The sequence below is a fragment of the Burkholderia sp. WP9 genome, assembly GCF_900104795.1.
Classification (GTDB): domain Bacteria; phylum Pseudomonadota; class Gammaproteobacteria; order Burkholderiales; family Burkholderiaceae; genus Paraburkholderia.
On sequence record NZ_FNTG01000002.1, the window covers coordinates 2,053,996 to 2,067,774 of the forward strand.

At 59.9% G+C, this 13,779-nt stretch carries 16 protein-coding genes and 1 pseudogene; 10 read left to right on the plus strand and 7 right to left on the minus strand.

Features of this window, described 5'->3' with window-relative positions:
• Positions 1-60: 60 nt before the first annotated feature.
• The 7 genes from BLW71_RS30360 to dhaK are packed head-to-tail and all read left to right on the plus strand — an operon-like array spanning position 61 to position 5,943.
• Positions 61-1,017 carry a carbohydrate ABC transporter permease gene (locus BLW71_RS30360; protein WP_091805880.1) on the plus strand — a complete coding sequence of 319 codons (957 nt, stop codon included), beginning with the start codon at positions 61-63 and terminating at the stop codon, positions 1,015-1,017.
• Entirely contained in the window at positions 1,014-1,967 is a 954-nt protein-coding gene (locus BLW71_RS30365) for a carbohydrate ABC transporter permease (protein WP_091805883.1), read from the plus strand. The genes BLW71_RS30360 and BLW71_RS30365 overlap by 4 nt, the downstream gene beginning before the upstream one ends.
• On the plus strand, positions 1,964-2,158 hold the full coding sequence (locus BLW71_RS30370) for a hypothetical protein (protein WP_091805886.1): 195 nt from the start codon (positions 1,964-1,966) through the stop codon (positions 2,156-2,158). The genes BLW71_RS30365 and BLW71_RS30370 overlap by 4 nt, the downstream gene beginning before the upstream one ends.
• Positions 2,159-2,161: 3 nt before the next feature.
• Positions 2,162-3,265, plus strand: a complete 1,104-nt coding sequence (locus BLW71_RS30375) for an ABC transporter ATP-binding protein (protein WP_091805889.1) — start codon at positions 2,162-2,164, stop codon at positions 3,263-3,265.
• Positions 3,258-4,304: an ABC transporter ATP-binding protein gene (locus BLW71_RS30380; RefSeq protein ID WP_091805892.1), complete on the plus strand. Its 1,047-nt coding sequence runs from the start codon at positions 3,258-3,260 to the stop codon at positions 4,302-4,304. Before BLW71_RS30375 ends, BLW71_RS30380 begins: the two co-directional genes overlap by 8 nt.
• A complete protein-coding gene (gene dhaL / locus BLW71_RS30385) occupies positions 4,301-4,939 on the plus strand; it encodes a dihydroxyacetone kinase subunit DhaL (protein WP_091805895.1) in 639 nt (212 codons plus the stop codon). The genes BLW71_RS30380 and dhaL overlap by 4 nt, the downstream gene beginning before the upstream one ends.
• Positions 4,940-4,953: 14 nt before the next feature.
• On the plus strand, positions 4,954-5,943 hold the full coding sequence (gene dhaK / locus BLW71_RS30390; RefSeq protein WP_091805898.1) for a dihydroxyacetone kinase subunit DhaK: 990 nt from the start codon (positions 4,954-4,956) through the stop codon (positions 5,941-5,943).
• Between the two features lie 37 nt (positions 5,944-5,980).
• On the opposite strand, the gene BLW71_RS30395 is transcribed toward dhaK, so the two are convergent.
• Positions 5,981-7,315 carry an MFS transporter gene (locus BLW71_RS30395; protein WP_091805901.1) on the minus strand — a complete coding sequence of 445 codons (1,335 nt, stop codon included), beginning with the start codon at positions 7,313-7,315 and terminating at the stop codon, positions 5,981-5,983.
• Between the two features lie 224 nt (positions 7,316-7,539).
• Positions 7,540-8,160 (minus strand): isochorismatase family protein, encoded by a 621-nt coding sequence (locus BLW71_RS30400; RefSeq protein ID WP_091805904.1) that lies wholly within the window; start codon positions 8,158-8,160, stop codon positions 7,540-7,542.
• Between the two features lie 117 nt (positions 8,161-8,277).
• Here BLW71_RS30400 and BLW71_RS30405 point away from each other — a divergent pair, with 117 nt between their 5' ends.
• Positions 8,278-8,892 carry a LuxR C-terminal-related transcriptional regulator gene (locus BLW71_RS30405; RefSeq protein WP_091805907.1) on the plus strand — a complete coding sequence of 205 codons (615 nt, stop codon included), beginning with the start codon at positions 8,278-8,280 and terminating at the stop codon, positions 8,890-8,892.
• Positions 8,893-8,954: 62 nt separating this feature from the next.
• Here BLW71_RS30405 and BLW71_RS30410 read toward each other — a convergent pair whose 3' ends face one another.
• From BLW71_RS30410 to BLW71_RS41180, 3 genes and pseudogenes are all read right to left on the minus strand, one after another.
• Positions 8,955-9,497, minus strand: coding sequence for an SRPBCC family protein (locus BLW71_RS30410; RefSeq protein WP_091805912.1), 543 nt, complete (start codon positions 9,495-9,497; stop codon positions 8,955-8,957).
• Positions 9,498-9,582: 85 nt separating this feature from the next.
• On the minus strand, positions 9,583-10,371 hold the full coding sequence (locus BLW71_RS30415) for an aldolase (protein WP_091805915.1): 789 nt from the start codon (positions 10,369-10,371) through the stop codon (positions 9,583-9,585).
• 111 nt (positions 10,372-10,482) lie between these two features.
• A pseudogene (locus tag BLW71_RS41180) lies at positions 10,483-10,626 on the minus strand (haloacid dehalogenase type II); the annotation flags it as partial.
• Positions 10,627-10,821: 195 nt separating this feature from the next.
• Here BLW71_RS41180 and BLW71_RS30425 point away from each other — a divergent pair.
• On the plus strand, positions 10,822-11,268 hold the full coding sequence (locus BLW71_RS30425; protein WP_091805921.1) for a hypothetical protein: 447 nt from the start codon (positions 10,822-10,824) through the stop codon (positions 11,266-11,268).
• A 184-nt stretch (positions 11,269-11,452) separates the two neighbouring features.
• Positions 11,453-12,103 (plus strand): BON domain-containing protein, encoded by a 651-nt coding sequence (locus tag BLW71_RS30430; RefSeq protein ID WP_091805926.1) that lies wholly within the window; start codon positions 11,453-11,455, stop codon positions 12,101-12,103.
• A gap of 99 nt (positions 12,104-12,202) precedes the next feature.
• On the opposite strand, the gene phbB is transcribed toward BLW71_RS30430, so the two are convergent.
• The gene (phbB, locus tag BLW71_RS30435; RefSeq protein ID WP_091805930.1) at positions 12,203-12,925 is read right to left on the minus strand and encodes an acetoacetyl-CoA reductase; all 723 of its coding nucleotides are present in this window, start codon (positions 12,923-12,925) and stop codon (positions 12,203-12,205) included.
• 87 nt (positions 12,926-13,012) lie between these two features.
• Positions 13,013-13,774 carry an enoyl-ACP reductase FabI gene (gene fabI / locus BLW71_RS30440; protein ID WP_177205197.1) on the minus strand — a complete coding sequence of 254 codons (762 nt, stop codon included), beginning with the start codon at positions 13,772-13,774 and terminating at the stop codon, positions 13,013-13,015.
• Between the last annotated feature and the right edge of the window lie 5 nt (positions 13,775-13,779).

Below are 13,779 nucleotides of genomic sequence, written 5' to 3' on the forward strand. Positions count from 1 at the left end.
ACTTGACTGGACCGGTGAGGGCTGAGCAGCCTGTCTCCGGTCCGCTTAAAGGAGTCAGGCATGTTCGCAGACAAGCCTTTTTCTTCCACGCGTCTCGAAGCGGGTGCGCCAATGCGCATTTCGAAACGGCTAAGCGGGCTGTCGGATCGGGCGATCGCGTGGATCTTCATTCTTCCGACCGTTCTGCTGCTGCTCGCGATCAATATCTTCCCTTTGCTCTGGGCGCTTCGACTGTCGTTCACCAACTTCAAGTCGAACATGCCGAGCGTACCGGCGCGTTTTGTCGGTATCGGAAATTACATCGACATTCTGAACGACGAAGATATCTGGTACGCCATGCAGGTGACCGCGCGTTTCGTTTTCTGGTCGGTCGGGCTGGAGGTATTGCTGGGTTTCGGTCTTGCCCTGCTGATCAACCGGCAGTTCCGCGGACATAGCTTCTGGACCACGCTAATCCTGCTGCCGATGATGCTATCGCCCGCAGTTGTGGGCAACTTCTGGACGTTCCTGCTGCAACCGCAGACAGGGCTTTTCAACGATATCGTCAGCTTCTTCACCGGCATCGCGCCGGGATCGTTCCAGATGATCGGTGACGTATCGCTCGCACCGTGGACCATTGTAATGGTCGATACATGGATGTGGACACCTTACGTCATGCTCATCTGCCTGGCGGGCCTGCGCTCAATTCCCGACTATATCTACGAAGCGGCGGAAGTGGATCGCGCAACGCCGTGGCGACAGTTCTGGTCGATCACGTTGCCCATGACCATGCCGTTCCTGATGCTGGCGGTGCTGTTTCGCGGCATTGAAAACTTCAAGATGTTCGATATGGTGAACCTGCTGACATCCGGCGGTCCAGGTTCGGTGACTGAAACGGTATCGATCACGCTCAAGCGTGCCGCGTTTGAAAAGTGGCAGACGGGTTATTCGTCGGCGCTCGCAATCATCCTGTTCGTGACGGTATTCGGTGCGGCGAATATCTACGTGAAGGCACTTAACCGGATCAAACAGCGATGAGACCGACTGCGACACAACATTCCGTGGTGGCGTCATCTCCGCGAGCCAAGCGCTTCGCGGCGGCGGTCGTTATCACGTACGCGCTGGCGGCTTCGTTGCCGATGGTCTGGATTTTCCTGACGAGCTTCAAGACGCAGGAAGATGCGATAGCGTATCCGCCCGTCGTGCTGTTTCAGCCTTCCATGGAAGGCTATGTGAACCTGTTCACGATCCGCTCGCGGCAGACGCCGGAGTTCATTGCAAGCCTGCCGCCTGCGCAGACCTGGTATGAGCGTGAGGTGCGCAAGCGCAACATGGTGATCGCCGGACCTTCAAAGGTTTTGCCGCGCTTCGTGAATTCGCTTGTGATTGGATTCGGCTCGACGTTTCTTGCGGTATTTCTCGGCACGCTGGCGGCATACGCGTTTTCGCGCTTCAAGGTGCCGCTTTCCGACGATTTGCTGTTCTTCATTCTCTCTACACGCATGATGCCGCCCATTGCAGTCGCCATTCCGATCTACCTGATGTATCGCGCGCTGGGCTTGAGCGACAGCTATGTCGGCATGATCGTGCTGTACACGGCGGTGAATGTCTCGCTCGCGGTATGGCTGCTCAAAGGTTTCATGGATGAGATTCCGCGCGAGTATGAGGAGGCCGCGCTGGTGGACGGCTACACACGTTTGCAGGCCTTCGTGAAGGTGGTGCTACCGCAAGCGATGACGGGCATTGCCGCCACGGCGATCTTCTGCCTGATCTTTGCATGGAACGAATACGCATTTGCTTCGCTGCTGACAAGCGGCGATGCGCAGACCATGCCGCCGTTCATTCCATTCATTATCGGAGAAGGCGGTCAGGACTGGCCGGCTGTTGCCGCTGCAACCACTTTGTTCGTGCTGCCGATTCTCTTCTTCACCGTTCTGCTGCGCAAGCATCTGTTGCGGGGCATCACCTTCGGAGCCGTGCGCAAATGAAACGCGAATTCATTCCACCGCACTGTTGGCTGTTACGTCGCAGGTACAGCGAGGGTGCGTCGACAGTACTGATTGGCTTAGGTATCGCAATGCTCGTGCAGCCGTTTTCGTTGGCTCTTTTCACCTGGTCGTTTCCGGTCATCCTGGTGGGTGCGCTTGCGTTCGTCGTTACCAGCCATTTCCCTGACTGAATCATGTCCACGATCGTTCTCGCTCATCTCCACAAGCGCTTCGACGATTTTGTCGCGGTGCGCGACACCAGTCTGATCATCGGCGCGGGACGCTTCGTCGTGCTGCTCGGACCATCAGGCTGCGGAAAAACCACAACCCTGCGGATGATAGCGGGTCTCGAGCTGCCGACTTCCGGGCAGATACTGATCGATGGTGAGGACGTGACTGCGTTGCGCGCGCGTCAACGCGATATCGCCTTCGTGTTCCAGATGTTCGCGTTGTATCCGCATATGACAGTGCGCAATAACATTGCGTTTCCGCTAAAGAACGAACACGTGTCGCGCAGCGAGATTGCTGCCCGCGTCGATGCAGCGGCGCATATGCTGCGCATCGAGAGCATTCTCGATCGCAAGACGGGCGGCCTGTCCGGTGGCGACCGGCAACGCGTGGCGCTCGGCCGCGCGATCGTGCGGCAACCGAAAGCATTCCTGATGGACGAACCGCTCGGCACGCTCGATGCGGACTTTCGTGAACTGATGTGCCTGGAGTTGCGCAAACTGCACAACGCGCTCACCGCCACCACGGTGTACGTCACACATGATCAGAGTGAGGCGATGGCCATGGCGGACGATATTGTGGTGATGAATCAGGGCGAGGTGTTGCAGGCGGGCTCGCCTCACGAGATCTATCATTTTCCCGCCACTGTGTTCGTCGGCAACTTCATCGGCAGTCCACCCATGAATTTCTTGCCGGTCGACGGAGCGGTTATCGCGGGCCAGGAGCAGGTGAGTCTGCATGGCGCCGCGGTCTCCGTACCACGTTGCGATGCGGCGGCCGCGCGCGTGTTGCTGGGAATCAGACCGGAGCACATCATGATTGACGAGCGCGGTCCGCTGCGCGGTCAGGTGATCGCCGACGAGTATCTCGGTTCGCACCAGATATTGGTGGTTGAAACTGCGTTGGGTGTCGTGCGTGTGCGGGCAAGAAAAGACGATGGTGTTGCCGCGGGCACGACCATCGGTCTGTCATTTCGGAAAGAACGCGCGCTGCTGTATGACGCCGCTACTGAGCGCCTGCTGCCGGGCGCTGCTGCCACGCTTTCTGTCAGCGGAGAGGGTCATGGCTGAAATCCGGCTACGCAATGTATCGAAGCGCTTCGGCAACATCGTAGCGGTGGACGACCTGTCGATCGACGTGAAAGACGGCGAATTCGTCGTGCTGCTCGGGCCGAGCGGCGCGGGCAAAACCACAACGCTGCGCCTGATCGCGGGACTGGAACGTCCCGATGCCGGCGACGTGCTGATCGACGGCGCGGTCGCCACCGGTGTACATCCATCCGATCGCGATGTTGCGTTTATCTTTCAGCAATACTCGTTGTATCCGCATCTGACCGTGTTCGGCAATCTGGCGTTTCCACTGCGTTCGCCACGTCGTCGCAGCAGCGAGGAACAGGTCCGCGCGCGCGTGCAAGCGGTTGCGAAGATGCTGCATATGGAAGCGAAGCTCGACAACATGGCGACGCATTTGTCGGGCGGCGAGATGCAGCGCGTTGCGATCGGGCGTGCGCTCGTGCGCGAGCCGAAAGTGTTTCTGATGGACGAACCGCTGTCATCGCTCGATGCAAAACTGCGCGAGGAATTGCGCATCGAGCTGAAGCGGCTCCATCGTACGATTGGCGCGACCATTCTCTACGTCACGCATGACCAGGTGGAAGCCACCACACTAGCCGACCGCATCGGCATTCTTGAACACGGCCGACTGGTACAACTCGGCACGCCGCGCGACGTCTACGGTAATCCGGCCTCATTGAGCGCGGCGCAACGGCTCGGCTCGCCGCCGATCAATCTACTGCCGCCCACGCTGTTCGATTCAGCAGCGGTGCCGGCCGGCACCGCGACCGTGGCGATTCGTCCTGAAGACGTGGTGCTGCACGATGGCGACGCACGTGATGCACCCGGCACAAATCAGGCACGCGGCGCATTGGACCTGAAGGTGCTCGAATACTCACCGTTGCGTCATCTGCTGATTCTGGATCGCGCTGGAACCTCGGTAGTGGCGACCACAATGGCCGAACGCAACTTCAGCCCCGGGCAGTCGGTGCGGGTGTCGTTGCCCGCTCGCAGCCTCTTATATTTCCGTGCAGACGGCAGGAGGATCCCGACATGAACGGCAAAACGGTCATGGAGTGTATCGACGCCGCATACGCAGCGCTGAAAGAACACTCGGACGAAATAGCCTTACTCGACCAGCAGATCGGCGATGGCGATCACATCTTCAACCTGCTGCGCGGCATGGAGGCATTGCTTGCAATGCGCGCGGACATCGAAGCGGAAACCTTCGGGGTCGCGCTGGAACGGGCGGCGAGCAAGGTGCTGTCGACGGTCGGCGGATCATCCGGGCCGCTGTTCTTTTCCTTGCTGAGCGGGATGTCTAAAGCCGCCGCGAACAATCCCCTGGACGTTGCGGGTTTTGCGCGTATCTATTCGGCCGGCGTCGAGGCGGTCGGGCAGCGGGGCAAGACGGGCGTCGGCAGTAAGACGATGATGGACGTGCTGATTCCGGTCGCCGCGCGTTTTAGCGAACTGGCCGCAACCGGGGCGCCCACTATGCGGCAGACGGTGCTCGATACGTTGCCACGGGTGGCTGAAGAGAACATGCTTGCCACCCGCGACATGCTCGCGACCAAAGGGCGCGCATCGTTTCTGGGCGAACGCTCGCGTGGTCATATCGATCCCGGCGCGCGTTCCAGTCAGATCATGATTGCGGCGGTGTGCGCGCACCTCGCGCGAAACCAACCGTGAATGGAGGCCAGACCATGAAAAAATTCATCAACCACGTGGACGATTTCCTTGCCGAAAGCCTGGCGGGATTTGCCGCCGCGCATAGCGACCTGGTCGTGCTCAACAACGAACCTGTGTTCGTGAGGCGCAAGACACTGAAGCCTGGCAAAGTGGGCCTGATATCGGGAGGCGGCTCGGGACATGAACCACTGCATTCAGGCTTTGTCGGCTACGGGATGCTCGACGCCGCCTGTCCGGGCCAGATCTTCACGTCACCCACACCGGACCAGATGATGGCTGCTGCCGCCGCCGTCGATACCGGGGCCGGCGTACTGTTCATCGTGAAAAATTATTCTGGTGATCTGATGAATTTCGAAATGGCGTCCGAGATGACGGAGGTTCCGAACGCGATGGTGCTGATCAACGACGATGTGGCCGTAGAGAACTCCAGTTATACCACCGGGCGGCGCGGGGTCGCGGGTGCGGTGATAGTGGAGAAGCTGGTTGGCAGTATGGCGGAAAGCGGCGCAGACCTTGAACAGTGCAAGGCATTTGGCGACCGGATCAACAAGCGCACGGCGTCCATGGGCGTCGCTTTCACCAGTTGCACCGTGCCGGCGGCCGGCACCCTGACGTTCAAGATCGGCGACGACGAGATCGAAGTCGGCGTCGGCATTCATGGCGAGCCGGGCCGGCGCCGGGCGCGGTTCGCGGGGGCCGATGCGATCGCGGGAGAGCTGCTCAAGGCGATCGTCGATGACCTCAAGCCCCAGGCCGGAGCTGAATTGCTGGTACTCGTCAACGGCCTGGGTGGAACACCGCTTGGCGAACTTTACCTGCTATTCAATTCGACGCGAGCATGGCTCCAGCAACGCGACCTGAAGATCGGCCGGGCCCAGGTGGGCGCACTGACGACTTCGCTGGAGATGGCGGGCGCGTCGATCACATTATGTGTGCTGGACGACGAAATGACGCGCCACTGGGATAGCCCGGTGCATACACCGTCGTTGCGTTGGGGCATGTAGGGCGCGTTGGCTGTGAGAAACGCGCCGACGTGGTGGATCAGAAGCTGAGCGAGGTGGCCGTACGCGCATCCCTCCTCCGCGTTTCCGCAATCAGCAGCAGCGCGGCAACCGAAATGACCCCCGACCCGACCATGAACCAGGCAACCGACGAACCTTTTCCGGTTGCCGACAGCAGTGCTGTCGTGACGATCGGCGTCGCGGCGCTGCCCAACAGTCCGGACAGCATGTAGCTGACTGACAGGCCGGAATACCGGATCTGAGCGCCGAACAGTTCCGCGAGAAACGTGGCGATCGGCCCATAGTTGGCCGCGAAAGCGGTCATCATTAGCAGATATCCGAGCAACGCGAAGGAAAACTCGCGCGTGTCGAGCAGCCAGAAGAGCGGGAATGCGAGCAATGCCTCGGCGACGATTCCACCGACGATCACAGGCTTGCGCCCAATCACATCGGAAAGCCGTCCAAACGCGGGCAACAGCACAATGCAAAGCGCGCAGGCGATGAGCGCAATGGATAGCATCGCATTGCGTGAAAAGCCAAGTGTCTGCGTACCATAGGTCAGTCCAAACGCAACGATCAGGTTGAACGACGTGCCGGTCGACATGGTCGCGATGCCACCCAGCAGCACCTGTTTCCAGTGTTTGCCCAGCAACTCGGCCAACGGCACCTTGAGCTGGGCGTCAGTGTCTCTGATCTTACGAAACGACGGCGTTTCCGACGTGTTCAAGCGAACGTAAAGGCCGACGGCGACCAGCAATACGCTGACGAGAAAAGGGAGACGCCATCCCCATTCAAGCAGCGCGGCGTTGGGCAGCAGTGAACTGCTCAGCAGAAACACGAGGTTGGCGATCAACGTACCTGCCGGCACGCCGATTTGTACCCACGAACCGTAAAGCCCGCGCTTGTTTGCGGGCGCATGTTCGACTGCCATCAACACTGCGCCGCCCCATTCGCCGCCGAGCGCGAGGCCTTGCACGATGCGCAGCGTGAGCAGCAGAAGCGGCGCCCAGATGCCGATCGACGCGTAGGAGGGCAGGAGCCCGATGCAAAACGTGGCCATGCCCATGATCACCAGTGACACGAGCAGCATCGACTTGCGTCCCAACCGGTCGCCGAAATGGCCAAACAGCGCCGCGCCGACAATACGCGCCAGATACGCCGAGGCAAACGTGCCGAACGCAAGCAAGGTGCCGATCAACGGCACAAAACTCGGGAAAAACACCTTGTTGAACACGAGGGCCGAAGCAGTCGCGAAGACGAACAGGTCGTACCATTCGACGGTCGTGCCAATGACACTCGCGACGGCAATTCTTCTCATGCTGTGCTCGACTTCATCCGGTACGAGAGTGCCGTCGAGAGTGCGTGCGTGAATCATGGGAAACTCCATGGGAAATTGAGCGCGCGCCGACCATCCGAGCTGGACACTATGCGGATAAGGAGCGGAGCGGGACGTACGGGTTCTTTCAGGTCCGCAGAGGCGACCGTCGAGTTGAACGCGCTGAGTCGAGTAGTTCGCCAGTCCGGTGTGCTGACGGACGGACGCCTCGGATAAGCGTGCCGTCCTTGCACAAGCCGATACCGGCCATTGTTTGCCGTGCGTTATCTCGTCGACTGTTTGATATACGCAATCACTTCGTCGGCGCTCGACACGTCCGCATATCGTCGACCGACGTCGCGCAGATTGTCGCGGTGCGGGCCCTCTTCGATATCGCCCACACAGTCTTCCGGAACGATGGTGCGGAAGCCCCATTGGAAGCTGTCGATCGTGGATGCGCGAATGCACCCGCTCGTATTGCAGCCAGTGATGATGACTGTCTCAACGCCTTCCCTGATGAAGTACGGCACCACCGGCGTCTGGAAGAAAATCGACGGTCCGAACTTGCAAACCACTACGTCGTATTCCTTATCGTAGATGCGCGGGTCCAGTTCGGAACTCGGATGGTCAAGCCTGAATTGATCGCGGACAGCGGCGATTTTCCAGTGCGGCATATCACGCTCGGTCTTGTAAGCGGTGAAACATGTCGCAATGGGCACGTCGTGCGCGCGAGCCACCTTCAGAAGACGCGCCGTATTTTCCAGTCCGCGCATGACGAGTGGCGCGCCGCCAAGCGGGTATTTCGACTCGGTAAAAGCCAGTTGATAGTCCACCACGACGATCCCGACCTTACCCTTCATACCAATCTCGACCGCTCCGTACGAGCGATTTTTGTAGTCGTCCATTTTTTCCTCCAATTCAACGGGTTAATTGTCATTGCACGTAGAAGTCTAGGAGTGCAAGATACGTACAACAATACGTATCGGTTACGTACGGAGTCACCCTTACTGTGAGGAGGTCGTATGAAAGGCATGCCGGCTGCCGCGCCCGCGTCTGGTCCGATCGACTTTGAACAGGTTTTCAGGCACGTACCGGTCGCGCTGATGGTCACGCGTCAGCGTGTGATATTCGCTTGCAACCTGCAGTTCATGGACATGTTTCGCGCCACGAGCGAGACCCTGATAGGGCAGTCAGTCCGAATGCTTTACCCCAATCAGGTGGCGTTCGAACGGTTCGGGGCACGCGTGATTCCGGCGCTGAAGAAGTTCGGCCGCATCGCGGAACCGCGCGCCATGCAGCGTGCCGACGGCGAACTTTTCTGGGTCAACGTGACGGGTGTCAGTGAACACCGGGACGACCCGTATCGCGAGGCGCTGTGGTTCTTCTCGGAGATGGGTGTCGCAACGAGCCTGTCGGGCGGTGCAAGTTCCGCCAACAAGCTGATTGCGGACGCCAAGAATTCAATGACCAGGCGCGAGCGCGATGTGGCGGCACTGCTGATCCAGAACCAGACCGCGAAGGAGATCGGAATCGCGTTGGGAATCAGTCCTCGCACCGTGGAGGTCTTTCGGGGGAAGCTGTTGAAGAAGTTCGACGCGCCCTCGACAAACGCGCTGGTTAAAACACTGCTTGCCTAGCGTATCCGCCGATCGCCGCCGGCCGCGAAACCGCAAGTCGCCACACCAGCCGAGCGAGTCGGCTAATGCTGCGCTGCTTCCAGAAGGCGCTTTAGCTGCGAAACCGCCGTGTCGGATTCCAGTTGAATCCGCGCGCGCAGCACGAGCCAGTTAAGAATCGCGAACCACAACGTAGGCGCGCGATACGTGAATTCACGTTGGAAGCGGGTTCCGCTTCCGCTCGATGTCAGCGAATAGGTGACAGTGCCTGCCGGTCTGCCGTCGATCTTCCCTTCTATCGTCCACTTGCCCGGAGGCTCCCGCGCAATGACTGTCCATACGACGCGGCCGCGCCTGCCCGCTACACGGAAGTCCTCCGTCACCTGCTCGCCCGGATTGAGCGAATGGTCGGCCGAGCCGCTGACCGCGAGCGATGACGGATGCCAGTCCGGCCAGTGAGCCGGGGTCGTGACGAAGTCGAACACGACGTTGGGAGGGCGCTGAATCGACGCAACCGTCACGATATGCGTGTCGAACCCAACCTGCCGAGGCAGTGGGACGACGAGCAACGCGATGACGACGGCCACAGCCAGTATCGCCGTGGCGAACCGTGTACGGGTTTTCATAGCGCTCTGTATTCGACGCGCACGAGAGACATTTATTCTACTGCGGAGCGGCGGATCAACCTGCTGCTGTTTCGTGGAGCAGGACTTACTTGTCGAACGCAATTCCGTACCTGCGTAGTTCCCGCATACCGCTGTCGAGATGCGCGCAAGCGCTTTCTTTATCGCCAAGACGCATTTGCTCGTAAGCGCGCTGCGCGACATCATGCGGCACGGGCTTGAGTGCCTGATTGGAGCCCATCGCTTTGAGCTGCACCTCTGCGGCGCGCTCCAGGTAGTACAGGTCGTCCCATGCTTCCGCGATGCTCGCCCCCGCCACCATCACACCGTGATTCTTGAGGAACAGGATGTCGGCCTCGCCCATCGCGGCGGCGATCCGGTCGCCTTCCGAGTCGTCCAGTGCCAGGCCGTTGTACTGCTCATCGACGGCCGTGCGGCCGTAAAACTTCAAAGCCGTTTGCCCAAGCCATAGCAGCGGCGGACCCTCCAGCAGACACAGCGCAGTGGCATTCGGCATATGCGTGTGAAACGCAGCCTTCACGCGTGGCATCAACCGGTGTACCCGCGCATGAATATAGAACGCAGTCGCTTCAGGCTTGCCCTCACCGTCGACAACATGTCCGTCGAAATCGCAAACCAGAAGTCGCGACGCGGTGATTTCGGCGAACGCGTAGCCATACGGATTCACGAAAAACAGATCATCGTGGCCTGGCACAATGGCCGAGAAGTGATTGCAAATCCCTTCCTCCAGGCCATGCCGCGCGGCGAGCTGAAAACAGGCGGCCAGTTCGATACGGGCCTGCATCACTGCGTCTGCATCGAGTCGCACGTTGCGTGACGCCGCCGTGGAGCCGGTGGATAAGAGTGTATGCGCCATGATCGTTGCCCCTGAAATTTACCAACCGGGTGTAGTGAACAGTGTCGGCACCTGATCGAGTGTCGCGAGCGTTGCGTCCCGCGTGTAGTCGGGCAGCAATGAACGCCCCGTTAGTCTTGCCGGGTCGACGTGGCTGCCGTGCTTGCGCCGGAGCATTTCGCCGACGGCGGCCCGCAGGCCTTTATCCCATTGAATCAATGTACCGTAGCAGTCGAAAGTGAGCCATTGTGGGCGGCTGGTGTTCTGAAGTGACATGATGCGCTCGCAAAAAAACGGGTTCAAGTGTGCATAGGTGCTCACTGCGGCTCGTTGATTCAACGATAGGCCGCAGAACGCTCATCCGGACGCCGACGCGCTCTAGTCACGGATTGATGTACCTCAACTGGAGCAGCGGCTTCGAAAGCTACCCTAAGTTGAGTAGCGCTTCGCGACGAAGCGCCGGAGGGTCCGATGAACTACGCGCTTGAACCTGAACGCACCCGGCATCGACGGTGGATCCGGTCGTTTCAGTTCGTCGCCTTGAGCGCACTGCTCGCGGTCGCCGTAACGTGGACGGGTTCCGTCTATGACCATCCGCTGGACACGGCGGTCATGGCCGGCATGGCGGCGCCCGAGTGTGCCGGGGTGCGCAGCGTTGCGGCCGGTTCACTGTTGCCGGCAAGGCAGCCGGACGACGATATCTGCCGATCTTTCTTCCTGTATCGAACGACATCGGCCGACGCAACAGATAACACGCGCGCGTACATCACATCGATCGGGCAGGATCGTACCGACGAATTCACGCAGTTGATCGGCTACGTATCCCTTTTGTCGCTGATGGCGGTAGGTGCAGCGCTTGCGTTGACGTTGGGGTTTCGCGCCATGCATGCCCGCTACCGGCATGCTCAACGGCGCTAGAGAAGTGTCATGGTAATGCGCGCGGCTGGATCTCCAGGACGCGGGCCGTATGTCCATTCAAACGTGGCGTGAGGAGCCTGCTATCCCACCCTTTGAAGGCGACGAACCATGGAAACGAACTATTGCGAGCGGCATCATGAATTGCAAGTGGCAGATGAGCACATGGAACTGACAGGAGAGCGCAATGAAAACGGACAAGCAGTTGGAGGCAGAAGTTGCAGACGAGTTGGCGTGGGATCCTGCGGTGTCGCTGGCTGACATCGACGTCGAGGTGAAAGACCGGGTTGTCACGCTGTCCGGCCATCCCACGAGCTATGCGGAAAAGCTGGCCGCCGAGAAGGCGGCAAAACGCGTGGCGGGCGTGAAAGCGGTGACGGTCAGAATGGATATTCGCCTGCCGCACGGAGATGAAAGAACGGACGAGGACATTGCGAACGCTGTCCGGTCGATCCTGAAGTGGACCGTGGGCGTATCGGATGTCCACGTGCAGGTTCAGGTCGACAATGGATGGGTAACATTGCGAGGCAAGCTCGAGCGGGCCTATCAGCGTCATCTCGCCACGCGCATGATCAACCCTATGCGCGGTGTGACGGGGGTTTCGAATCTCATCGCTGTGCACGAGAATCCGGCGGGTGACGATATTGCTGACAGTATCCGCAAAGCGCTCGTTCGGCATGTCGAGCGCGAAGCGAATCGCATCGGCGTTAGCGTGAGTGACGGCACGGTCACGCTGACCGGAAAGGTCGGCTCCTATGCGGAGCGATCGATCGCGCGCGGAGCGGCGTGGGCGGCACCCGGCGTGCACGCGGTCAACGACGAATTGACGATCGGATAGCCATACCGTTTGCAACGAAGCGGGCGCATCGCGGAGAAGGAGATCCGGCGATGCGCCCGCAGCGGCAGTTGTCCTGCCAATGCGACAGCATCGCAACTCTCACGCCATATATTTGCCACCGTTGATCGACAGCGTGGCGCCGTTGATGAACGCAGCGTCATCGGCAACAAGGAAGAGGACGCCGCGCGCGATTTCATCCGGCGTTGCCAGTCGTCCCGCGGGCACGCCGCTGACAATCGCTTTGAGAATGTCATCCGGCACACCATGCACCATACCCGTATCGGTATAGCCTGGGGCAATCACGTTAGCGGTAATGCCGCGGGATGCGCCTTCGAGCGCGAGCGACTTGGTGAAACCGATAAGCCCTGCTTTGGCGGCGGCATAGTTCGTCTGGCCGAATTGCCCGGAAAGCGCATTGACCGAACTGATATTCACGATTCGCCCAAAGCGGCGCTCACGCATGCTTTCTATGACGGCCCGGCATGTATTGAAACAGCCGCCCAGATCCACGTCGATCACACTGCGCCATTGCTCCAGCGTCATTTTGTGCAGCGTGCTGTCACGGGTGATGCCGGCATTGTTCACGAGCACGTCGATCGGCCCCGATTGCGCGACGACCTTGGCAATCGCTTGCTGAGTGTCATCAAAGTCGGCCACGTTCCAGCCGAACACGGGAATGCCCGTTTCCTTATAAAACGCATCGGCTTCGGCATCGTTTCCGAAGTAGTTGGCAATCACCGAATAGCCGGCGCTCTTCAACTGTCGCGCGGTTGCCGCGCCGATTCCACTTACTCCGCCGGTAATCAGTGCCGTTCTTGTCATCGCGTGCTCCTTTTGGAAAGCTTGTATGTAGTGAGAGCCGTGTGAGGCCCATGATCTGGATGAGCACCGTTTACGGGCTCGATCGGCTCACGCGGTGACATGAAAGCCCGCGTCGGCGTAAATAGTGGATCCAGTCAGCGTCATGCCCGCCTCGCTCGCGAGCACGGCTGCAATCCGGCCGATCTCGTCGATCGTGACGAGATGCTGCGCGGGCGTATGCGTGCGGACGTCGTCGAGCAACGCGTCGAAATGGTCGATGCCGGACGCGGCGCGCGTTTTGACCGCGCCGGCTGAAATGGCATGGACGTGGACGCGACGCTCCGCCAGTTCGACAGCAAGATAGCGCACGCTCGATTCGAGCGCGGCCTTGACGGGCCCCATCACGTTGTAATGATCGACCGCGCGTTCGGCGCCTAAAAAGCTTACGGTCATCAGGCTGCCGCCATCGGGCATTAATGGGAGCGCAAGTCTCGTCATGCGGATAAACGAATGGCAAGACACGTCCATCGCGAGTGCGAAACCTTCGGCCGAACAGTCGACGAGGCTCGCGTGCAGGTCGTCGGCGGGGGCGAAGGCGATTGAATGGAGCACGAAGTCGAGCCGTCCCCACTCTTTCGTGATCCGTTCGAAAACTGCTTCCAACTGGCCCGCAACGCGTACGTCGCATGGCATCACGAGAGTTGAATGAAGCGCCTCGGCAACCGGGCGGACGAACGGTTCGGCCTTGTCGTTCAGATAAGTGACCGCCAGTTCCGCACCGGCTGCTCGAAACAGCTTCGCACAGCCCGCGGCGATGCTGTGCTCGTTCGCGATGCCGACAACCAGCCCCCGCTTGCCGGAAAGATCGATGATGG